The following is a 22,062-nucleotide window of genomic DNA, read 5'->3' on the forward strand; positions in this document are numbered from 1 at the left end:
GCACCGTTACGGTGTCACAATATTAAACCAGAAATCGAACTTATCCATATAGCCAAGCATAGCGTCCAGTTTGGCACTGTCGCCGCTGATCTTGATATCGCCACTGTCCTGCGCCTGTTTGAGCGTGACTTCTTTCAGGATAATTTTATTCAGGGTATCACGGTTCAGGGTAAGCGTAGCGTCAGCGTCTTTCGCTTCGGCATTTGCCGTGTGGTTCAGCACGCCGTTTTCCAGTTCAAGTTTGTATTTGCCGCCATCGCTGCCCAGATCGATGTTAAACACCGATTTGGCATCGCCGGCTTTTTGGCCATTGATATGAACGGCAAGGTAGTCGAAGAACATCTCTGGCGTCATCGCCCGCACGGTATCCGGGCTGGCGGTGTTCGGGGTCGGGCCTTTCACCACGCCGTTACGCAGCTCTTGCGCGCCGGTCAGGTAGAAGTTACGCCACGGGCCGGATTCCGCCTGATAACCCAGCTGTTCCAGCGCATCTGCTTCCAGATTACGCGCGGCCTGATTGTTCGGGTCGGCAAACACCACTTTACTCACGACCTGCGCCACCCAGCGATAGTTGCCCTGATCAAAGTCAGTTTTCGCTTTGTTCAGAATGGCCTCCGCGCCGCCCATATACTCAACGAATTTCTTCGCAGCCTCTTCAGGAGGCAGTTCATCCAGCGTGGCGGGATTACCGTCGAACCAGCCCAGATAGAGCACATAGGTGGCTTTAACGTCATGACTGACAGAACCGTAGTAACCGCGGTTAGCCCAGGTATGGGCGAGGGAATCCGGGAGTTTAAAATTAGCGGCGATTTCATCACGCGTCAGGCCTTCATTCGCCATGCGTAACGTCTGGTCGTTGATGTAACGGTAGAGGTCGCGCTGGCTCTTCAGCAGTGTGACGACATTATCATTGCCCCAGGTTGGCCAGTGATGCTGTGCCATGATGATGTCGGCTTTATCGCCCCAGCGCACAATCGCCTGGTTAATATATTTTGACCAGGGCAGCGGTTCACGAATTTTTGCGCCGCGCAGCGAGTAGGTGTTATGCAGCGTATGGGTCACATCCTCTGCGGATTCAATGATTTTTTTCTCTTCGATAAACCAGAGCATCTCTGAAGGCGCTTCAGAGCCGGGGGCCAGCATAAAATCGTAGGTCAGCCCGTCAATGACCTCTTTTTGTCCGTCTTTTTCAATGATGTTGGTCGGCGCGATAAGGGTGACGGTACCGGCGGACGTGGTCGTCCCCAGACCCGCACCCACTTGTCCTTTTGCATCAGGCTTCAGCAGGTTGCCATACATATAACTGGCGCGACGACTCATAACGTTGCCCGCCATGATATTTTCCGCAACCGCCGCCTCCATAAATCCGGAAGGGGCATAAACTTTTACCTTGCCAGCCTTCACGTCTGCTTCATCAACCACACCCCGCACACCGCCATAGTGGTCAACATGACTGTGGGTATAAATCACCGCCACGACCGGTTTTTGGCCGCGATTTTTGTAATAAAGATCCATGCCGACTTTGGCGGTTTCTGCCGAGACCAGCGGGTCAACGACGGTAATCCCTTCTTTGCCTTCGATGATGGTCATATTTGACAGATCGAGATTGCGGATCTGATATACCCCTTCGGTAACTTCAAACAGACCGCTGATATTAATCAGCTGGGATTGACGCCATAAACTGGGGTTTACCGAATCCGGCGATTTATCACCTTCTTTAATAAATGAATACTGTTGGGGATCCCAGATGACATTGCCTTGTTCGCCTTTGATAACGTCCTGAGGAAGTGGAGCGATAAATCCTTTATGGGCATTGGTAAAATCAGTGTTATCGGAGAAAGGAAGCTGGTTAAAAAGGGCATTGTTGGCTTGTTGTGTTGCGGCAGACGCGTCCTTTGGTGCTTCCGCCGCATAAGAGGGACTGTTGGACATGATCATTCCAGCCAGCACGAAACTTCTGACAATCAGATTCAATTTCATTTAAAACCTCTCAGAGAAAGTACTACGTCGTTTGTGAAAACTTCGCGTCCTGGCTGAAAATGTTTCAAAAGATGCAATCGGAATGAGTGGAGTAAAATAACTATAATCAGGATGAGATATTCAGCAAATAAACGAATAAAAAACCGGGCATTACGCCCGGTCTGTTTTTATTTTTGTTCGTCTTTTTTCCTGCCGAGTGTCGGCGTTTCGTCGAAGAAGTTCCACGGTTTGAGCAGGGTATGCACCCATTCCGTTGGCATGATTGGCCACTCTTCGGCGCGGGCGACGTGGGTTGTGCCGGTGGTCATCCAGACGACGTCATCCTGATCGTTTAGCGACTCGTTATCTTTGCTGTATTTGCCAAGCCCCGTATCGTGGGTTGAGCGGTTTGGGAATTTGCCCTCCGGGTACATCTCATCCGGATGGTAACGCGTCACCCACAGCTGTTTATCCATAAAGCTCAGGCGGTGATAGATCCACTCGTCCGGGGCAAATTTCGCGCCGGTCGCCACCGGGTGCGTCCCCCCGGCGTAAGGGATTATCTGATACGAAATTGGGTTCCCCATGCGGTTCTCTTTGCTGGTGTTGCTCAGCAGACGAATGGTGCCCGGGTCAAATTTCTGCGCCGCCTGCTGCTCGGTATCAATAGCGTACTGATTGATCTGCATGGTGCTGGTTCGCGGGCCGCCGGCGGTGTTCGGTTTCACCTGTGGATCCATTGCCACCAGCGTGTTGTTGATGCCATCCACATCCATATCGAGACGGAAGTTATAGATGTGCTGGTGGGTGGTCCCGACGATGTTGTGATCAATTAATGTGCCGTATCGGGTATCGTCTTTGGCAGTAGGGTCATGCATCGTTTTCGCCTGTACGCCTTTCACCGCCTCAATCCCCGTTGCACCGGCATCAATCCCGATGGTGCCATTTTCGTGGAATACCCAGTCGAAAATGTAGTCGTAGTTGCCAACGGTGCTCACCCAGCGAACCACCAGCTCGCGCCGTTCGGTACTGACGTTAGGCTGACCCATCTCCTGGTGTTTATATTCCGGTCCTGCGTAGCGTTCAAAAATGGCGATGGCGCGGGGGATCTCCATCGGCGCACCGGTATAATCGGCAATGGTTTCATTGAGCATCACGGCGTTGGACGGCACGTCTTTGCCGCGCACCAGCGGAGAGGTCAGGGTGCCCATGCCGTAATCGCCGGAATCCAGATAGGCTTTGAAGTACCAGCCCACGTCAGGGTCACCGTAAGGAACGATCATCCCGCCCAGGGAGCCCTGATACATAATCTGGCGTTTTTTGCCGTTGTCATTGTAGGTGACGGTAGAAATCATTGGGCCCACGCGGGAATCCAGACTCAGATGGAAATCCCAGTTCTGCCAGTGAATCATATCGCCGGTGATGGTGTAGTTTTTGCCTTCCGGCTCAATGATGTCGAGCGGCTTTTTCGGCGTATTAATGCGATCACGTCCATCATACGGACGCGGCGTCATCGGCACCGGCACAACGGCACCTTCTTCAATCTTCTGGATCTTCTTCTGCTCAAGGTCGACCACTGCCACCAGGTTCTCAATCGGGTGCGCCCAGTAGTTGCCGTCGCCCACGTCCAGATAGCTCACCACTTTCAGCAGCCGGTCTTCCTGTTTCAGGCCATCTTTGCCGTCGAAATAGCCGACGGTCAGTGGCGTGGTGATCACTTTCTTCGTATCGGTAATACCGCGCTTTTTCAAAACCTCGGCAAACTCTGCACTCTCGTTGATGATCTGCTGAACGGTCGCAAAATCATCCAGCAGCACCATGCCGTGGGCATCTTTAACGGCGTCCCAGCGCAGGATCTTTTTATCCTTCAGGTCCACCAGACTTTCAATAACGTGTTTCCCGTCCAGCATGGTGATGTTCGCCTGGCGGGGAGAGTCCACCGCCGTGCCGTTGAGCACAAAGTCCCACACTTTGGCTTTCTCGGGTTCGGCCAGGGCTATCTGGGTAAAGCGGGTGTTCGGTTTATAATCCGCAGAGCCTTTCACAATCTCCACGGCTTGCTTAATTTCGTCAGCCGTTAGCGCGTTTAACGGGTGAGGGCGTTTTTCAACCTGGAAGGTCTGGTCGAGACCCGACTGGAAAACGTCGTTGATGAAGGTCTCGGAGATGAACGCTTTTTTGCCTTTCATGACCACCGGCACCTGCAGCGTGAGGGTTTTGCCGTTCACAATAGCGGTTTTCGCGCCGGGCTTGACCTTCACATATGCCCCGTCCTTCGCAAGGGTAAACATCTGTGCGTAATCATCCCACTGCACATCGGCGCCAAACGCCTGCAGCGTTTTGTCCATCGGAACCATATGCGCCTCACTGCCGTGTGCGAAAACAGGTGATTGCCAGGCGCAACACAGCGCAACGGCCATAGCCAGTGCCGTTCTACGGGCAGAAAAAGAAGAATTGCTTCCCATCGTAGACCTCATCTTGTTGTGTTTATTGTGTTGTGACAGCCTTATCCTGACAGGCGCCCGAGAAAAGCGTTTGCCTGCATCTGCCAGGTTATTTGTTAGTCTTGCCAGGTTAAAAAAAGACCGGGGCAATATCACACCCCGGTCAATGTGCGAGAGAGGAACGTGTCAGAAGTCGCCGTGCTGGCGCGCCACCAGCGTCAGGATGGAGTAGAGCGCGACCGCCTGCTGGTGCTGGTTAAAGATCTCAACGGCCCATTCGACCACGCCGGTCGGCTTCTCATCGGCGGTCCGTTGTTTCTTCAGCGTTTTACGTTTACAGGTGAGGCGCACCTGAATGGTATCGCCCGGCTTAACCGGTTCGATAAAGCGCAGGTTTTCCATGCCGTAGTTAGCAATCACCGGCCCAACGCCGGCATCAACAAACAGACCCGCCGCGGCAGAGATCAGGAAGTAACCGTGTACCACCCGTTCGCCAAAGATGGATTCTGCCGCGCCGATTTTGTCCATATGGGCGTAGAAGTGATCGCCGCTCAGGCAGGCAAAGTTAACGATATCGGCTTCCGTCAGGGTGCGGCGCGGGGTCAGCAGGCTGTCGCCCGGCTGCAGTTCTTCAAAGTATTTCCGGAACGGATGAACGCGATCTTCATGAACCGCAGCACCCCGTACCCACTGTTTGCCGATGGTGGCAAGCATGGTCGGGCTGCCCTGAATGGCGGTGCGCTGCAGATAGTGCTTCACCGCACGCAGTCCTCCCAGCTCTTCACCGCCACCTGCGCGGCCAGGACCGCCGTGCACCAGCTGCGGCAGCGGTGAGCCGTGTCCGGTGGACTCCCTGGCGGATTCGGCGTTAAGGATCTGAATTCGTCCGTGCGCCCGCGCCGCGCCGGCAATAAACTGGCGGGCGATAGCCGGGTCGGCGGTGACCAGCGTACCGGCCAGACTCCCGCCACCCGCCCGTGCCAGCTGCATCGCGTGGTCTGAATTGCGGGAGGGCATCAGCGTGGCGACCGGCCCGAAGGCTTCGGTGCAATGCACGGCGGGGGTTTCATCTGGCTGTGGGCAGAAAAGCAGCGTCGGCGGGAAGAATGCCCCCGCAACCTGCAGATCGGCTTTTCCGCCGAGTCTGATCTGGCAACCTGCCGCAATCAACAGATCGACTTTCTCCTGCACGTCTGCGCGTTGCTCGCCGTTCACCAGCGCGCCCATCTTCACCCCGTCCTCTGCCGGGTCGCCGACGACCACGTTTTGCAGCCGTGCGATCAGCGCCTGACTGACGGCATCCATCCGATCCTGAGGCACAATTATGCGGCGGATGGCGGTACATTTTTGCCCTGCCTTGGCGGTCATTTCGCGTACCACTTCGCGAATAAACAGCGCGAATTCTGGCTGTTCCGGCGTCACATCCTCACCCAGAACGCAGCAGTTGAGGGAGTCGGCTTCCATGGTAAAGGGAATGGAATTCGCCACGATATTCGGGTGAATGCGCAGGCTCTGGCCGGTGCTGGCGGAGCCGGTAAAGGTCACCACATCCTGGCTGTCGAGATGATTCAGCAGATCGCCCGCGCCGCCGCAGACAAGGCTGATAGCACCGTCCGGCACCAGACCGCTCTCGACAATCGCTTTCACCATCGCCTGCGCGACCTGCGCGGTGGCGGTGGCGGGTTTGATAATGGCAGGCATCCCCGCAAGCCAGGTGGGCGCCAGTTTTTCCAGCATTCCCCAGCACGGGAAATTAAAGGCGTTGATATGGACCGCCACGCCCGATTTTGACGTCAGTACGTGACGCGCAGCAAAGCCGCCTTCCTTCGACAACGGGATCAGCTCATCTTCCGGCCAGAGTGTGTCATCAGGCAGCTCGCGACTCCCCAGGCTGGCATAGGTGAACAGCGTCCCGATCCCACCCTCAATATCCACCCAGCTGTCCGCTCGGGTCGCCCCGGTCTGGGCAGACAGGGCATAGAACGTCTCTTTCTCACTAAGCAGATGTTTCGCCACCGCCTTCAGCATGGCGGCACGGTCGATAAAGGTCATGGCGCGCAGGGCTTCGCCGCCACGCGCGATCGCATAGCGACGTGCATCCGCCATGTCCAGCCCTTCGCTGGTCACAGACCACAGCGCTTCGCCACTGATGGCGTGATGGATAGTACGTTCGCGGCCCCGGCCAGACTGCCAGGTGCCGGACAAGAAGCTGGCTAACTGCTGCATCGCTTATCTCCAAGTGTTACGTAATTTCACTATCAATAGTTTAATCATGAATCATAAAAAGCAAGCTGAGTTTTAATGAATTGTTAACATTGTGATCCAGCGTAATGAAGTGGAAGGCCGGAAGCCCCGTTGTGCAGGCCTTGTGCAAAAAGCCTTGCGAGCACCATCACAAAATGGGGAAACATTTCTTGGGGTTATATTTAACCTTTGTGTAACTTTTAAGAAATGAAGTGATTCAGTATTTCACTTTAAGTGGTAAATAATCGAATCATAAAGGTGATGACGTGACGCAAGAACAACGCTTTGAGCAGCGCATAGCGCAGGAGACGGCGATTGAGCCTCAGGACTGGATGCCTGATGCCTATCGTAAGACGTTGATCCGCCAGATTGGTCAGCACGCGCACTCCGAAATTGTCGGCATGTTGCCGGAAGGAAACTGGATCACCCGCGCGCCGACGCTGCGCCGCAAAGCGATCCTGCTGGCGAAAGTGCAGGACGAAGCCGGGCACGGTTTGTACCTCTACAGTGCGGCCGAGACGCTGGGCTGCGCGCGGGAAGACATCTACCAGAAGATGCTCGACGGCAAGATGAAATACTCCTCCATCTTCAACTACCCGACCCTGAGCTGGGCGGATATCGGGGTGATCGGCTGGCTGGTGGACGGTGCGGCGATCGTCAACCAGGTGGCGCTGTGCCGTACCTCATATGGCCCCTATGCCCGCGCGATGGTGAAAATCTGTAAAGAAGAGAGTTTCCACCAGCGTCAGGGCTTTGAAGCCTGTATGGCGCTTGCGCAGGGGAGTGACGCCCAACGCCAGATGCTGCAGGACGCCATTAACCGCTTCTGGTGGCCCGCTCTGATGATGTTCGGCCCAAACGATGACAACTCGCCGAACAGCGCCCGCAGCCTCGCCTGGAAAATCAAACGCTTCGGCAATGATGAACTTCGCCAGCGCTTTGTCGACAACACGGTTCCGCAGGTAGAAATGCTGGGCATGACGGTCCCGGATCCTGACCTGCGTTTTGACGAAGAGAGCGGTCACTACCGCTTTGGCGAGATCGACTGGCACGAGTTTGATGAGGTCATTAACGGGCGCGGTATCTGTAACCACGAACGTCTGGCTGCCAAACGTAAAGCCTGGGAAGACGGGGCGTGGGTGCGTGAAGCCGCACTGGCGCACGCGGAAAAACAACACGCCCGCAAAGTGGCTTAAGAGGAAACACGATGAGCAATGTCTACTGGCCGCTGTACGAAGTGTTCGTACGCAGCAAACAAGGGTTGTCCCACCGTCATGTGGGAAGTCTTCATGCCGCCGACGATCGCATGGCGCTGGAAAATGCGCGTGATGCCTATACCCGTCGCAGTGAAGGCTGCTCTATCTGGGTGGTGAAGGCGAGCGAGATTGTCGCCTCTCAGCCGGAAGAGAGCGGCGAATTCTTCGACCCGGCGGAAAGTAAGGTTTACCGCCATCCTACGTTTTACACCATCCCTGATGGCATCGAGCACATGTGAGGTCAGGGATGAAAACATTATCCGCATATGCCCTGCGTCTGGGCGACAACGGTCTGGTGCTCTCCCAGCGTCTGGGCGCCTGGTGTGGTCACGCGCCGGAGCTGGAAATCGATCTCGCGCTCGCCAACATCGGCCTCGACTTGCTAGGGCAGGCGCGCAATTTCCTGACCTATGCTGCAGAGCTGGAAGGTCAGGGCGATGAAGACACCCTGGCGTTTGGGCGTGATGAACGCCAGTTTCACAACGTGTTGCTGGTGGAACAGCCTAACGGCAGTTTCGCCGACACGCTCGCGCGCCAGTACTTTATGGATGCCTGGAACGTAGCGCTGTATGAACGCCTGACCCACAGCAGCGACAGCCAGCTTGCCGCCATCGCCGCGAAAGCCATTAAAGAGGCGCGCTACCACCTGCGCTTCAGTCGTGGCTGGCTGGTGCGTCTGGGTGACGGAACGGAAGCATCTTCACAGCGTATGCAGCAGGCGGTCGACACCCTGTGGCGGTTTACGGCCGAGCTGTTTGAAGCCGATGACGTCGAGCTGGCGTTGATTGCCTCCGGCGTCGCGGTTGATCCGCGCGAGCTTCGTCAGCCGTGGGAGCAGGAAGTGTTTTCCGGTTTGCAGGAGGCCACCCTGAGCGTGCCGTCGGAAGTGGCGTATCGCACGGGGGGCAAGCGCGGGCTGCATACCGAACATCTCGGCCCAATGCTGGCAGAAATGCAGTATCTCCAGCGTGCCCATCCGGGTCAGCAGTGGTAAGTACGGAGGTTAAGATGCAGCGTTTTGCCGGGATTGCACCCGCGGAGATCCCTCAAATCTGGTCGCTGTTAAGCCAGATCCCGGACCCGGAAGTGCCGGTGTTAACCATCACCGATTTAGGCATGGTGCGTAGCGTATCGGCACAGGGCGAAGGCTGGGTTATTGGCTTTACGCCAACCTATTCAGGCTGCCCGGCGACGGAACATTTGCTTGGCGCGATTCGCGAGGCGATGACCGCACACGGCTTTACGCCAGTGCATATTGTGCTTCAGCTCGAACCGGCCTGGACCACCGACTGGATGACGGCGGATGCGCGTGAACGCCTGCGCGCATATGGCATCAGCCCACCGGTGGGCCACAGCTGCCACGCGCATGCCCCGGTCGAGGTGAGTTGCCCACGCTGTGCCAGCACACATACCTCGCTTATCAGTGAATTTGGTTCGACGGCCTGCAAAGCGCTTTATCGCTGCAACGACTGCCGTGAGCCTTTCGACTATTTCAAATGTATTTGAGGTTGCCATGACAACGTTTCATTCATTAACAGTGGCAAAAGTGGAACCCGAAACCCGCGACGCGGTGACCATCACTTTCGCGGTACCGCAGGCGTTGCAGGACGCCTATCGCTTTCGTCCCGGACAACACCTGACCCTGAAAGCGAAGCTGGGTGAGGATGAGCTGCGTCGCTGCTACTCCATCTGCCGCAGTACCGCGCCGGGTGAGATCAGCGTAGCGGTGAAAGCCATCGAGGGCGGACGTTTTTCCCGCTATGCCCGGGATGAGATCAAACAGGGCATGGCGCTGGAGGTCATGGTGCCGCAGGGCCAGTTTGGTTACCAGCCGCGCGCCGACCGGGAAGGGCACTATCTGGCCATTGCCGCGGGTTCAGGCATTACCCCAATGCTGGCCATCTTATCCGCCACGCTCGCCACCGAGCCGAACAGTCATTTCACCCTGATCTACGGCAACCGCAGCAGCCAGAGCATGATGTTTCGCGAGGCGCTTGCCGATCTGAAAGACAAATACCCGCAGCGTCTGCAGCTGGTCGCCATCTTCAGCCAGGAGGTGCTCGACAGCGATCTGCTGCATGGACGTATCGACGGTGAGAAGCTGCAGGCGCTGGCGAAAACCCTGATCAACTTCCGCCAGTACGACGAAGCCTTTATTTGTGGCCCGTCCGCCATGATGGACGACGCGGAAGCGGCGCTGAAAGCGCTGGGGATGCCAGAGAAATCGATCCACCTTGAGCGTTTTAATACGCCAGGCTCGACCGTCAAACGCACGGTCAGCGTGCAGGCTGAAGGGCAGAAAGTCACCGTGCGTCAGGACGGTCGCGACCGGGAAATTACCCTCACGGCAAACGATGAAAGCATTCTTGATGCCGCCCTGCGTCAGGGCGCCGACCTGCCGTATGCCTGCAAGGGCGGCGTATGCGCGACCTGCAAATGCAAAGTGCTGCGTGGCAAAGTTGATATGGCGACGAACTACAGCCTTGAGCCGGACGAACTGGCGGCCGGGTATGTGCTGAGCTGTCAGTCGCTGCCGTTAACCGCTGACGTGATCGTCGATTTCGACTCCAGGGGGATGGCATGAGCGAACTGATGGTCACCCGTCATGGTCGTGTCCTGCTGCTGACGCTTAACCGTCCGGCGGCACGCAACGCGCTGAATAACGCCCTGTTAGAGCAGATTGCTGACGCGCTCGACGCCGCTGCGGCCGATCGCGATCTCTCCGTTTGCGTGATTTACGGCAACGCACGCTGCTTTGCTGCCGGCGCAGATCTCAACGAAATGGCGGAGAAAGACCTGCCTGCCACCCTGAACGATATCCGTCCCCAGCTGTGGGCCCGGATCAACGCCTTCAATAAACCCCTGATTGCCGCCGTCAACGGCTTCGCGCTGGGTGCGGGCTGCGAGCTTGCGCTGCTGTGCGACGTGGTGATTGCCGGGGATAACGCCCGTTTCGGTCTGCCGGAAATTACGCTCGGGATCATGCCCGGGGCGGGCGGTACGCAGCGCCTGATTCGTAGCGTGGGCAAATCGCTGGCCAGCAAAATGGTGCTGACCGGGGAGAGCATTACCGCGCAGCAGGCGCAGCGCGCCGGGCTGGTCAGCGATGTGTTCCCGGCTTCATTGACGCTGGAATATGCCCTGAAACAGGCGGCGCTGATGGCACGACACTCACCGCTGGCGCTCCAGGCGGCAAAGCAGGCGCTGCGCCAGTCTCAGGAGGTTTCCCTGCAGGCCGGACTGGTCCAGGAGCGACAGCTGTTTACGCTGCTTTCAGCGACCGAAGACCGGCGAGAAGGCATCGACGCATTCTTACAGAAACGTACCCCCGACTTTAAAGGACGCTAATCGTGGAATTTATTCTCAGTCATGTAGAACAAGGCGTGATGACCCTGACGCTGAACCGTCCGGAGCGTCTGAACAGCTTTAACGACGTGATGCATCAGCAACTCGCTGAGTGCCTGAAGCAGGCCGAGCGCGATGACACCATCCGCTGTCTGCTTATTACCGGGGCGGGGCGCGGCTTCTGCGCGGGTCAGGATCTTAATGACCGCAACGTCGACCCTAACGGTCCGGCGCCGGATCTGGGAATGTCCGTGGAGACGTTCTACAACCCGCTGGTTCGCCGTCTTGCGACGTTGCCGAAACCGGTGATTTGCGCGGTCAACGGCGTGGCCGCCGGGGCCGGGGCCACGCTGGCACTGGGGTGTGACATGGTCATTGCCGCCCGTTCTGCCACCTTTGTGATGGCTTTCAGCAAGCTCGGATTAGTGCCGGACTGCGGGGGAACATGGTTCCTGCCGCGCGTCGCCGGGCGCGCCCGCGCAATGGGACTGGCGTTGCTCGGAGACAAACTCAGCGCCGAACAGGCTCACGCCTGGGGGATGATCTGGCAGGTGGTGGATGACGAACACCTCTCCGCCACGGCCCAGCAGATGGCGCTGCACTTTGCTTCTCAGCCCACCTTTGGTCTGGGGCTGATTAAGCAGGCGATTAACGCGGCAGAGACCAACACCCTCGACGCCCAGCTTGACCTGGAGCGCGATTATCAACGTCTGGCTGGTCGCAGCGACGACTACCGGGAAGGGGTCAGTGCCTTCCTTGCCAAACGCGCACCGATATTCACGGGGAAATAATATGGCGATCACGGTTCGTACTGTCGCCGTCATTGGAAGCGGCACGATGGGCGCGGGAATTGCGGAAGTCGCGGCGAGTCATGGGCATCAGGTTCTGATGTATGACATTGCTTCAGACGCGATTTCACGCGCGATTGACGGGATCCGCCAGCGTCTCGCCTCCCGGGTGACTCGCGGAAAACTTTCCGCCGATGCTGGCAGCCAGATTCTTGCCAGGCTGCTGCCGGTAACGGATATCGAAGCGCTCGCCGCGGCAGATCTGGTGATTGAAGCCGCGTCTGAGCGTATCGACGTCAAAAAAGCGCTGTTTGCGCAACTGGCTCAGATTTGCCCGCCGCAGACCTTGCTGACCAGCAATACCTCCTCCATTTCTGTTACGGCGATTGCGGCGGATGTTCACCATCCGGAGCGCGTCGCGGGGCTGCATTTCTTTAATCCTGCACCGGTCATGAAGCTGGTCGAGGTGGTGAGCGGTCTGGCGACATCGCCCGAAGTGGCCGATGCGCTGTGCGAGCTGGCGCTGAACTGGGGGAAACAGCCCGTCCGCTGCCAGTCAACGCCAGGGTTCATCGTCAACCGCGTTGCGCGTCCGTTCTATTCTGAAGCCTGGCGCGCCCTGGAAGAGCAGGTCGCCGCACCAGAAGTGATTGATGCCGCCCTGCGCGACGGCGGCGGTTTCCCGATGGGACCGCTGGAGCTGACCGACATGATTGGTCAGGACGTCAACTTTGCGGTGACCTGTTCCGTGTTCAATGCCTTCTGGCAGGAACGTCGTTTCCTGCCGTCGCTGGTGCAGCAGGAACTGGTGCTGGCGGGGCGACTGGGCAAAAAAGCGGGAAGGGCGTTTACGACTGGCACGGTGAGAAACCGGCTGTGCCGTGGCTTGACGCAGTAAACGACAGCTTTACCCCCATGCGCGTGCAGCGAAGAGGTGACGGTGTCACGGAAATTGATGAGCTCCTGTTGATTGAAACCCAGGGGGAGACCGCTCAGGCGCTGGCCCGGCGTTTTCACTGTCCGGTCGTGGTGATTGACCGCATTGAACGCGACGTGGCGGTGATCGCAGCCGCATCGGATAACCCACATACCGCCACGCAAAAAGCCGTCTGGTACCTGCAGCAGCAGGGACACCGGGTACTGCGCATTGCCGATTACCCCGGTCTGCTGGTCTGGCGGACGGTGGCGATGATCGCCAACGAAGCGCTGGATGCGTTGCAAAAAGGGGTGGCCAGCGAGAAGGATATCGACACCGCCATGCGCCTCGGCGTGAATTACCCGAACGGGCCCATTGCCTGGGGTGAGCGTCTGGGCTGGCAACGGCTGTTAACGCTGCTGGAAAATTTGCAACGCCATTACGGCGAAGAACGCTATCGCCCTTGTTCACTGCTGCGCCAGCGTGCGCTTCTGGAGAGTAGCTATGAGTCATAACGCCTGGCATAACGCCCGCACCATGTATGAACAGGACGCCTGCGCCCAGGCGCTGGGGATCGACATCATCGACATGGACGATGGCTACGCGGTAGTGACGATGACCATCACCCCGCACATGCTCAACGGCCACAAAACCTGCCACGGAGGACAGCTGTTTTCACTGGCCGATACCGCCTTTGCCTACGCCTGCAACAGCCAGGGGCTGGCGGCAGTGGCGTCAGGCTGTTCAATTGATTTTCTGCGCCCGGGGTTTGCCGGCGACACGCTGACCGCCACCGCGCGGGTTAAGCATCAGGGCAAACTGACCGGCGTGTATGACATTGAAATTCAGAACCAACAACAGAAAACCGTTGCCCTGTTTCGCGGAAAATCTCACCGCATCGGCGGCAGTGTGACAGGAGAAGCCTGATGCGTGACGCTTTTATTTGTGATGGCGTTCGAACCCCGGTGGGGCGCTATGGCGGGGCACTGGCCAGCGTTCGCGCCGACGATCTCGGCGCGGTGCCGCTGCGTGCGCTGCTGGCCCGTTATCCGCAGCTCGACCTCGAGCGGATTGATGATGTGATCTTCGGCTGCGCCAACCAGGCGGGGGAAGATAACCGCAACGTGGCGCGTATGTCGCTGCTGCTGGCCGGACTGCCTCAGACGGTCTCCGGCACCACGCTGAACCGCCTGTGCGGTTCGGGTCTGGACGCGATTGGCTTTGCCGCGCGGGCGATCAGGGCGGGTGATGGCGACATGCTGCTTGCAGGCGGCGTCGAGTCAATGTCCCGGGCGCCGTTTGTAATGGGTAAAGCCACGGCGGCGTTCCAGCGTCAGGCGGAGATTTTCGACACCACACTCGGCTGGCGATTTGTGAATCCGCTCATGCATCAGCAATTCGGAACTGACAGCATGCCGGAAACGGCAGAGAATGTAGCTGAATTGTTAAATATCAGCCGGGCCGATCAGGATGCTTTCGCGCTGCGCAGCCAGCAGCGTACTGCTCAGGCGCAGCAGAACGGCATTCTGGCGCAGGAGATTGTGCCGGTGCAGGTGCCCGGCAAAAAAGGAACGGTTACGGAAGTTTCGGTAGATGAGCATCCCCGTGCTGACACCACGCTTGAACAACTTGCCGCGCTGAAAACACCGTTTCGCAAGAACGGTGTCGTGACGGCGGGTAACGCCTCCGGTGTAAACGATGGCGCTGCGGCGCTGATTATCGCCAGCGAGTCGATGGCGCACGCGCAAGGGCTTGTCCCGCGCACGCGGATCGTGGCGATGGCTACCGCTGGTGTGGAGCCACGCCTGATGGGCTTAGGGCCGGTGCCAGCCACCCGCAAAGTGCTGGAACGTGCCGGGCTCAGCATCAACGATATGGACGTGATTGAGCTTAACGAAGCTTTCGCTTCTCAGGCGCTGGGCGTGTTACGTCAGCTGGGATTGCCGGATGACGCTGAACACGTTAACCCGAACGGAGGGGCCATTGCGTTGGGCCACCCGCTGGGCATGAGCGGTGCCAGACTGGCGCTGGCCGCGAGCAATGAATTGCATCGACGCAACGGGCGCTATGCGCTGTGTACGATGTGCATCGGTGTGGGTCAGGGCATTGCCATGATCCTTGAGCGTGTTTGAGCGAATAACAGTGTGAGTACCCTACAATGACAAATACAACAAAGCTTGATCCGATCGAAACGGCCTCCATTGACGAATTACAGGCGCTGCAAACCGAGCGTTTGAAATGGACGCTGCATCACGCCTATAACAACGTTCCGATGTACAAACGCAAGTTTGACGCCGCGGGCGTTCGCCCTGACGATTTTAAAACGCTGGAAGACATCCGTAAGTTCCCGTGCACCACCAAGCAGGACCTGCGTGATAACTATCCGTTCGATACCTTTGCCGTGCCGATGGAGCAGGTGGTGCGTATTCATGCTTCTTCCGGCACCACCGGAAAGCCAACCGTCGTCGGTTATACCCAACATGACATCGACAACTGGGCTAACCTGGTGGCCCGTTCTCTGCGCGCCGCGGGCGGCAGTGCGAAAGACAAAATTCATGTGGCCTATGGGTATGGCCTGTTTACCGGTGGGCTGGGCGCGCACTATGGCGCAGAGCGTTTAGGGGCGACCGTTATCCCGATGTCCGGCGGCCAGACGGAGAAACAGGCGCAACTGATCCGCGATTTCCAGCCGGACATGATCATGGTAACACCATCCTACTGCCTCAATCTGATCGAAGAGCTGGAACGTCAGATGGGAGGCGATGCCAGCGCCTGCTCCCTGCGTGTGGGGGTATTTGGCGCAGAGCCGTGGACGCAGGCCATGCGCCGCGAAATCGAGAAACGTCTGGGGATCACCGCGCTGGATATCTATGGGCTTTCCGAGGTCATGGGGCCAGGCGTGGCGATGGAGTGTATCGAAACCGCCGACGGTCCGACCATCTGGGAAGACCATTTCTATCCGGAGATCGTCAACCCGAACGACGGCACGCCGCTTAATGATGGCGAGCAGGGCGAACTGCTGTTCACCACGCTGACCAAGGAGGCGCTGCCGGTGATTCGTTATCGCACCCGCGACCTGACGCGCCTGCTTCCTGGGACCGCCCGCACCATGCGTCGTATGGACAGGATCAGCGGTCGCAGTGACGATATGCTCATCATCCGCGGCGTCAACGTCTTCCCGTCCCAGCTGGAAGAGGAGATCGTGAAGTTCGAACACCTCTCCCCGCACTATCAGCTGGAGGTCAACCGCCGCGGCCATCTTGATTCACTTTCCGTGAAGGTGGAGCTCAAAGAGAGCAGTCTGACCCTGACCCACGAGCAGCGCTGCCAGGTGTGCCATCAGCTGCGCCATCGGATTAAATCGATGGTCGGGATCTCCACCGACGTGATGATTGTCAACTGCGGCAGTATCCCGCGCTCAGAGGGCAAAGCCTGTCGGGTGTTTGATTTGCGTAAAGTTGCGGCTAACGGTTGAGTTTCCCTCACCCCCTCATCCTAACCGACGTTGTCCCCCTCTCACTTTGGGAGAGGGCCGGGGTGAGGGGAATATGCTATGATTCATCCAGACCAAAAATAACAACAGAATGAATCACATGAATAAACTCGATGCCTTTATCCAGCACGCGGTTAGCTCGGTTCCCGTTAGCGGAACGTCGCTTATCTCCTCATTATACGGTGACGCGCTTTCACATCGCGGTGGCGAGATTTGGCTTGGCAGCCTCGCCGCCTTACTGGAAGGCATGGGGTTTGGCGAGCGCTTTGTGCGCACTGCGCTGTTTCGTCTTAACAAAGAGGGCTGGCTGGATGTGTCGCGCATCGGACGACGCAGCTTTTACCGGCTGAGCGACAAAGGGCTGCGTTTGACCCGCCGCGCGGAGAGTAAAATCTACCGTGCTGAACTCCCCGCGTGGGATGGCAAGTGGCTGTTGCTGCTCTCGGAAGGCCTGGATAAAACCACCCTTGCTGACGTCAAAAAGCAGCTGATCTGGCAGGGTTTTGGCACCCTGGCTCCCAGCCTGATGGCCTCCCCGTCGCAGCATCTGGCGGATGTGCAGTCGCTTTTACACGACGCAGGCGTGGCGGAAAACGTCATCTTCTTCGAGGCCCATTCGCCGCTGGCGCTGTCCCGCGCGGCGCTGCGTGCCCGGGTCGAGGAGTGCTGGCAGTTGACCGAACAGAACGCGATGTACGAGACGTTTATCCACTCGTTCCGTCCTCTTCTGCCGCTGCTGAAAGAGGCCGCGCCGGACGAATTAACGCCGGAACGCTGCTTCCAGATCCAGCTGTTGCTGATCCATTTTTACCGTCGCGTGGTGCTGAAAGACCCGCTGTTGCCGGAGGAGTTATTGCCTGCACACTGGGCCGGACAAAGTGCGCGACAGCTGTGCATTAATATTTATCAGCGTGTGGCACCGGGGGCGCTGGCGTTTGTCAGCGAGAAAGGTGAAACCTCCGTCGGCGAACTGCCTGTGCCCGGCACGCTCTACTATCAACGCTTTGGTGGTCTTACTATCGTATAAGGAGTGGAGATGCCCGTTTATCAAATTGACGGTCTGACGCCGGTGGTGCCTGATGAGAGCTACGTTCACCCGACGGCAGTGCTCATCGGCGACGTGATCCTGGGCAAAGGCGTGTATGTTGGCCCGAATGCCAGCCTGCGCGGCGATTTTGGCCGGATTGTGGTGAAAGACGGCGCGAACATTCAGGATAACTGCGTCATGCACGGTTTCCCGGAGCAGGACACGGTGGTGGAAGAGGACGGACATATCGGCCACAGCGCGATTCTGCACGGCTGTATTATCCGCCGTAACGCTCTGGTAGGGATGAACGCAGTGGTCATGGACGGCGCGGTGATTGGCGAAAACAGCATTGTCGGCGCGGCGGCCTTTGTGAAAGCGAAAGCGGAGATGCCCGCCAACCATTTGATCATTGGCAGTCCGGCAAAAGCGATACGTGTGCTGAGCGAGCAGGAAATTGCCTGGAAGAAGCAGGGCACGCGTGAGTATCAGGTGCTGGTGGATCGCTGCAAGCTGACCCTGCATCAGGTCGAACCCCTGCGCGAAGTGGAGCCCGGTCGAAAACGTCTGGAGTTTGACGAGGATCTGCGACCAAAATCGGCGTCATGAAGGGGCGCGCACCTGCGGAAGTAAAGCAGCGCATCGAAAAAGGCCCCGTCAGGGGCCTGTGCATGTTTACGCTGGCCTGATGCGTTGCGCGAAATCAGAACCGGTATTGCAGACCGGCGGTAACGGTATAGTTTTTGTTGGAAATGCCCGCCGCATCACCGCCAATTGACCCGGATTCGCCCGTGTTAGTATCAATAATCTGCGTGCCGCCTTTGCCCTCTTTGTAACGGCTATACGCGAACTCGGCAAAGACTTTGGCGTGTGGCGTGACGTAATATCCTGCATCCACTGACGCACCATAATAGCGAGAGTCTGAAGTTTTCTCGCGGAAGGTCAGGTCGCGCATATAGTGCTCGTCGTTATCATGAGCGCGCACCCAGTCACTGAATTTAAACAGGCCATTAAATTCGAAATTATTAATACGATACTGCCCCACAAGCCCAATATAAGGCATTGAGAAGCGCTGGCTATAACCAATGCCGCGTTCGCCCGCCGGGAAATTCCCCGTGTTGGTACCGTTATCATAATTATAAGAGCCACCGGTGGCCGTCCAGCTAAAACGGGTTTCCTGATAACCGGCAGTCACGCCCGCTTTATAGCTTTCGCCCTGCAATATCCAGCCTTTTACATTGAGATCGTATTCATTGGCATAATTGACGTTAGTTGCCGGATGCGTCGAATGATCTGTCCAGCTGGATTGTCTTTCGTTCATCCAGTCATAGTCATCCATATGACCCGACCCGGATGCCAGCGAGGTCCAGCCGCGTGCGTTCAGGGTCAGGAAAGGGTACGCATCCCAGGAAATATCGCCTTTCAGGATAGCGACGTTTTTAATTTTCCAGTCCAGCTGGCTGATTTTTCTGCCTGTGACGTCGTCATACACCATTTCATGGGATTTCCCGCTGAGCATCCCGCCCGAGGCTGAAACGGTGACGCTGTCAGGTGAGAAATTCGGCGTAAATTGCGTTTCCCCTGCGTATACTGCGCCTGAAAAGGCGGCCATCATTGTCAGTAAAAGCGTATTTCTTGTCATTTTTATGTCCCTAATTAAAATTTAATAAATACCTTGCAATTAAATTTTAAAAGCCACGCAAATAACAATCAACTGCCAGTTTTAGTCATTATTCGCATTTGTGCTGTATATTCCTTTCACAAGAAACGTCCCTGAAAGAGATAATATTGCCGTCCGGCCTCCGACAATTAGCGTGAATATCTTTAGCAGGATATTAATCAAAGTACGGTTTTAAAATGACTTCCGTCCAGTGCATAAAAGCTCTGACACGCTGCGATAAATTACGCCGATGGGCGACCACGAAAGCGGCATTAAGCGGTTCAGGAGGCAAATGGGGAAGCACTTCAACCAGCGCGCCGCGCTGGATATGGGGCGCCAGCGCGGAATACCCGCCCTGAATTAAGCCCAGACCCGCCAGCCCGGCTTCATGATAGGCCGGTACGCTGTTGACCCGCGCGGCGCCGGGTAACATGACGGACCGGTAGCCATCACCGTCCGGGTATTGCCAGCCATCAGGCCGGGCACCAAAATTTCGCATGTAATGCACCATTCGGTGTCCCTGACGAAGCAGGTCGTCAATCGTCTCGGGCACCCCGACGCGCTCCAGATAGCGTGGGCTGGCGGCGTTAATCATCCGTAACTGACCCAGCGGTCGGGCAATGAGGGTCTCATCAACAATGGGCCCAAAACGAATGACGCAGTCAAAGCCTTCCTGAACCAGATCGACTCGCCGGTCTGTGCTTGAAAGTTCTATTTCAAGTTCAGGATGCGCGTCCAGCAGTTGTGGCAGGGCGGGAATCACTACGCTTTGGGCCAACACTGCTGGCATATCGACGCGTAAACGTCCCCGCAGTGACATGCCGCCAGGCGCGAACATGGACTGCAGATCTTCAGCATCTGACAACAAATCCCGGGCGCGGGAATAAAAAGCCCGACCGTCTTCGGTCAGCTGTACCGCGCGGGTAGTCCGGTGCAACAGCGTCGTCCCGAGGTCATGCTCAAGCTCACGTACGACCGTTGAAACGCGGCCTTTCTTAATGCCCAGGCTCTCCGCCGCCTGAGTAAAGCTCTGCATTTCTGCGACGCGCGCAAAAATAGTCAGTGCATGCAGGTTTTTCATTGTTCACCTTCCGGGTAACAGTGCGTTATTTTTTGGGTGATTTATTCCCTTATTGATGACTAATAGAGTGTCTTCATACCGCGTAACGCTGTCAAACAGGTTGATGCGCTTTACACCACCGGCAACAGTCCTCAGGAAGGATAAAGAAGATGAATAAAGGTTATTTAATCGCCCACGTGACCGTCACAGATCCTGCTGCCTATGCAGAATATGCGAACGCTGCCGGGGAAGCGCTGCAGGGGTTCAACCCCCGGGTCATCGTCTGGTCAGGGGAATATGAAAATCTCGAAGGGGAGGCGCATGAACGCCATGTCGTTTTAGAGTTTGATTCGTATGCTGAGGCCAAACGTTTTTATAACAGTCCCGGGTACGTGGCCGCCAGAAAGCTGCGCGCGGGGGCGGCAACCGGGACATTTGTTGTGGTTGAAGGGGCTTAATCCTGCGCCAGCGGCAGGAAGGTGTCAGCAAATATGTCCGGCTCATACCCGGCTGAGGTAAAGAGATGATGACGTGATTCATCAATGGCCTCGCGAAGGCGGGTGATGTCGACCCCCAGCACGTTGCCGTCTTGCTTCACGATTCGTCCGGCAATCATGACGGTATGGATGTTGCTGCGCTCTGCCGCATGGACCACCGTGCCAAATGCATTGCCGGACGGATAGAGGTTGAGATCGCCGGCGTTAATAAGCACCAGGTCGGCCTGTTTGCCCGGCGTCAGGCTGCCGATGCTCTCCTGTAACCCTGCACAGGCCGCACCATCGACGGTGGCTGCTTTCAGGAGCTGTTGGGTATGAAGCGTATTTACGGTGTGCGCTGAACCACAGCAGTGCTGCTGATGCATGCCCATGACGCGCTGGAGGTAAAAAGCCACGCGCATTTCCATAAACATGTCGCCGCTGTACGACGTTTCATTGTCAACGCTGAGGCCGGGGCTGATGCCGTGGCGCAGCGCGGACTGAAGGGCAAACATGCCGTCTTCAATCCCATAGTGCGCATCGGAACGGGGGCAGACGTTCACGCGTACGCCCGCGTCCCGCAGGATTTTCCATCCGTCGTCCGGCAGTGCGGTGCAGTGATTAAAAATATTGTCCGGTCCCAGAAGCCCCTGCTGATGCAGCGCCTCAAGCTGCGACGCCATTTCACCCCCAAAGAATTCGGTCACGATTGGCAACCCCAGCCTGCGGGCCTCCAGCCATTTCTCCGGTTCCAGCTGGGCCATGACCGCCAGCGAAACAAGACTTTCAGGGTTATTCTGGAAATACTTTTCTTGCAGGCGCTGCCAGTTACCGGGCCAGTGCGGGCGGTCCCATTCTCCGGACACCGGTGCACCGGAAGCGTGTACGGCGCGGATCCCCGCATCCAGCAGGGCCTCAACGGCCGCGTCCGAATGCGCAGCGGTGCGGCTGTTATGGGAATTATCAATCACCGTGGTGATACCGGCATCAATACACCCCAGGGCGGTGAGCAGGTTGCCGATATAAATATCGGCAGGGCGATAATACCTGGCGAATGAGAAGTGCGTGGCGTTGCAGTAATCTTCAAGCGTTTTGGCGTCGGGGTTAATGCGGCGCAGTTGTCCCTCCCAGGCATGGCGATGGGTATCTACCAGGCCCGGCATGGCAATCATATGTGTGGCATCTATTATGCTGGCGCCTTCTGCTGCCAGATTTTCACCAATGGCGACGATCTTTGCGCCTTCGATAAGGATATCGCCGCGTTCAAAATTACCCACCCTGTCATCCATGCTGAGCAGGGTTGCGCCCTTAATCAACGTGGCGGGTGGAGTTATGCTTTGATTGTTAATCATATTTCTCAGGTAATCGCTCATCTTCTTGTCCTTTGTCTCTTCATG

General features: G+C 57.2%; 19 protein-coding genes and 1 pseudogene. 14 read left to right on the forward strand and 6 right to left on the reverse strand.

Annotated features, from left to right (window positions below; genetic code table 11):
• Nucleotides 1-6: 6 nt before the first annotated feature.
• The 3 genes from AC2FAP_RS05085 to paaZ form a co-directional block, all read right to left on the reverse strand.
• Nucleotides 7-1,980 carry an alkyl/aryl-sulfatase gene (locus tag AC2FAP_RS05085; protein WP_047744588.1) on the reverse strand — a complete coding sequence of 658 codons (1,974 nt, stop codon included), beginning with the start codon at nucleotides 1,978-1,980 and terminating at the stop codon, nucleotides 7-9.
• A gap of 167 nt (nucleotides 1,981-2,147) precedes the next feature.
• Nucleotides 2,148-4,424, reverse strand: a complete 2,277-nt coding sequence (gene tynA, locus AC2FAP_RS05090) for a primary-amine oxidase (RefSeq protein ID WP_449541621.1) — start codon at nucleotides 4,422-4,424, stop codon at nucleotides 2,148-2,150.
• A 165-nt stretch (nucleotides 4,425-4,589) separates the two neighbouring features.
• Nucleotides 4,590-6,629, reverse strand: a complete 2,040-nt coding sequence (gene paaZ, locus AC2FAP_RS05095; protein WP_447839446.1) for a phenylacetic acid degradation bifunctional protein PaaZ — start codon at nucleotides 6,627-6,629, stop codon at nucleotides 4,590-4,592.
• Nucleotides 6,630-6,913: 284 nt separating this feature from the next.
• Here paaZ and paaA point away from each other — a divergent pair, with 284 nt between their 5' ends.
• The 13 genes and pseudogenes from paaA to paaY all read left to right on the forward strand — a co-directional run bounded on the left by paaA (nucleotide 6,914) and on the right by paaY (nucleotide 18,078).
• A complete protein-coding gene (gene paaA / locus AC2FAP_RS05100; protein ID WP_014169925.1) occupies nucleotides 6,914-7,843 on the forward strand; it encodes a 1,2-phenylacetyl-CoA epoxidase subunit PaaA in 930 nt (309 codons plus the stop codon).
• A gap of 11 nt (nucleotides 7,844-7,854) precedes the next feature.
• Nucleotides 7,855-8,142, forward strand: a complete 288-nt coding sequence (gene paaB / locus AC2FAP_RS05105) for a 1,2-phenylacetyl-CoA epoxidase subunit PaaB (protein ID WP_003857353.1) — start codon at nucleotides 7,855-7,857, stop codon at nucleotides 8,140-8,142.
• Between the two features lie 8 nt (nucleotides 8,143-8,150).
• Complete coding sequence (gene paaC / locus AC2FAP_RS05110) at nucleotides 8,151-8,897, forward strand: 1,2-phenylacetyl-CoA epoxidase subunit PaaC (protein ID WP_449541622.1); 747 nt, start codon at nucleotides 8,151-8,153, stop codon at nucleotides 8,895-8,897.
• Between the two features lie 14 nt (nucleotides 8,898-8,911).
• Nucleotides 8,912-9,409 (forward strand): 1,2-phenylacetyl-CoA epoxidase subunit PaaD, encoded by a 498-nt coding sequence (paaD, locus tag AC2FAP_RS05115; protein WP_040017387.1) that lies wholly within the window; start codon nucleotides 8,912-8,914, stop codon nucleotides 9,407-9,409.
• 7 nt (nucleotides 9,410-9,416) lie between these two features.
• Entirely contained in the window at nucleotides 9,417-10,487 is a 1,071-nt protein-coding gene (gene paaE / locus AC2FAP_RS05120; RefSeq protein ID WP_086532566.1) for a 1,2-phenylacetyl-CoA epoxidase subunit PaaE, read from the forward strand.
• Nucleotides 10,484-11,251: a 2,3-dehydroadipyl-CoA hydratase PaaF gene (paaF, locus tag AC2FAP_RS05125; protein ID WP_086532565.1), complete on the forward strand. Its 768-nt coding sequence runs from the start codon at nucleotides 10,484-10,486 to the stop codon at nucleotides 11,249-11,251. Before paaE ends, paaF begins: the two co-directional genes overlap by 4 nt.
• On the forward strand, nucleotides 11,251-12,039 hold the full coding sequence (gene paaG, locus AC2FAP_RS05130) for a 2-(1,2-epoxy-1,2-dihydrophenyl)acetyl-CoA isomerase PaaG (protein WP_163304848.1): 789 nt from the start codon (nucleotides 11,251-11,253) through the stop codon (nucleotides 12,037-12,039). Before paaF ends, paaG begins: the two co-directional genes overlap by 1 nt.
• 1 nt (nucleotide 12,040) lies before the next feature.
• Nucleotides 12,041-13,467 (forward strand): annotated as a pseudogene (gene paaH / locus AC2FAP_RS05135) (3-hydroxyacyl-CoA dehydrogenase PaaH).
• The gene (gene paaI, locus AC2FAP_RS05140) at nucleotides 13,457-13,879 is read left to right on the forward strand and encodes a hydroxyphenylacetyl-CoA thioesterase PaaI (protein ID WP_047955553.1); all 423 of its coding nucleotides are present in this window, start codon (nucleotides 13,457-13,459) and stop codon (nucleotides 13,877-13,879) included. The pseudogene paaH and the gene paaI overlap by 11 nt, the downstream one beginning before the upstream one ends.
• Nucleotides 13,879-15,084 (forward strand): 3-oxoadipyl-CoA thiolase, encoded by a 1,206-nt coding sequence (gene pcaF, locus AC2FAP_RS05145; protein ID WP_040017391.1) that lies wholly within the window; start codon nucleotides 13,879-13,881, stop codon nucleotides 15,082-15,084. The genes paaI and pcaF overlap by 1 nt, the downstream gene beginning before the upstream one ends.
• Before the next feature lie 26 nt (nucleotides 15,085-15,110).
• The gene (paaK, locus tag AC2FAP_RS05150; protein ID WP_449541623.1) at nucleotides 15,111-16,427 is read left to right on the forward strand and encodes a phenylacetate--CoA ligase PaaK; all 1,317 of its coding nucleotides are present in this window, start codon (nucleotides 15,111-15,113) and stop codon (nucleotides 16,425-16,427) included.
• 109 nt (nucleotides 16,428-16,536) lie between these two features.
• Entirely contained in the window at nucleotides 16,537-17,472 is a 936-nt protein-coding gene (paaX, locus tag AC2FAP_RS05155) for a phenylacetic acid degradation operon negative regulatory protein PaaX (protein ID WP_014169935.1), read from the forward strand.
• A gap of 9 nt (nucleotides 17,473-17,481) precedes the next feature.
• Entirely contained in the window at nucleotides 17,482-18,078 is a 597-nt protein-coding gene (gene paaY / locus AC2FAP_RS05160) for a phenylacetic acid degradation protein PaaY (protein WP_020884237.1), read from the forward strand.
• A 94-nt stretch (nucleotides 18,079-18,172) separates the two neighbouring features.
• On the opposite strand, the gene AC2FAP_RS05165 is transcribed toward paaY, so the two are convergent.
• Both AC2FAP_RS05165 and AC2FAP_RS05170 read right to left on the reverse strand, forming a co-directional pair.
• Nucleotides 18,173-19,111 (reverse strand): omptin family outer membrane protease, encoded by a 939-nt coding sequence (locus tag AC2FAP_RS05165; protein ID WP_025204278.1) that lies wholly within the window; start codon nucleotides 19,109-19,111, stop codon nucleotides 18,173-18,175.
• Between the two features lie 193 nt (nucleotides 19,112-19,304).
• Nucleotides 19,305-20,210, reverse strand: coding sequence for a LysR family transcriptional regulator (locus AC2FAP_RS05170; protein ID WP_014169938.1), 906 nt, complete (start codon nucleotides 20,208-20,210; stop codon nucleotides 19,305-19,307).
• Nucleotides 20,211-20,359: 149 nt separating this feature from the next.
• On the opposite strand from AC2FAP_RS05170, the gene AC2FAP_RS05175 reads away from it, so the two are divergent.
• Nucleotides 20,360-20,647, forward strand: a complete 288-nt coding sequence (locus AC2FAP_RS05175) for a DUF1330 domain-containing protein (protein ID WP_014169939.1) — start codon at nucleotides 20,360-20,362, stop codon at nucleotides 20,645-20,647.
• On the opposite strand, the gene AC2FAP_RS05180 is transcribed toward AC2FAP_RS05175, so the two are convergent.
• Complete coding sequence (locus AC2FAP_RS05180; protein WP_449541624.1) at nucleotides 20,644-22,038, reverse strand: amidohydrolase family protein; 1,395 nt, start codon at nucleotides 22,036-22,038, stop codon at nucleotides 20,644-20,646. The two genes, AC2FAP_RS05175 and AC2FAP_RS05180, sit on opposite strands and share 4 nt — an antisense overlap.
• Nucleotides 22,039-22,062 lie beyond the last annotated feature (24 nt).

This window comes from Enterobacter cloacae complex sp. 394I7 (assembly GCF_057320345.1).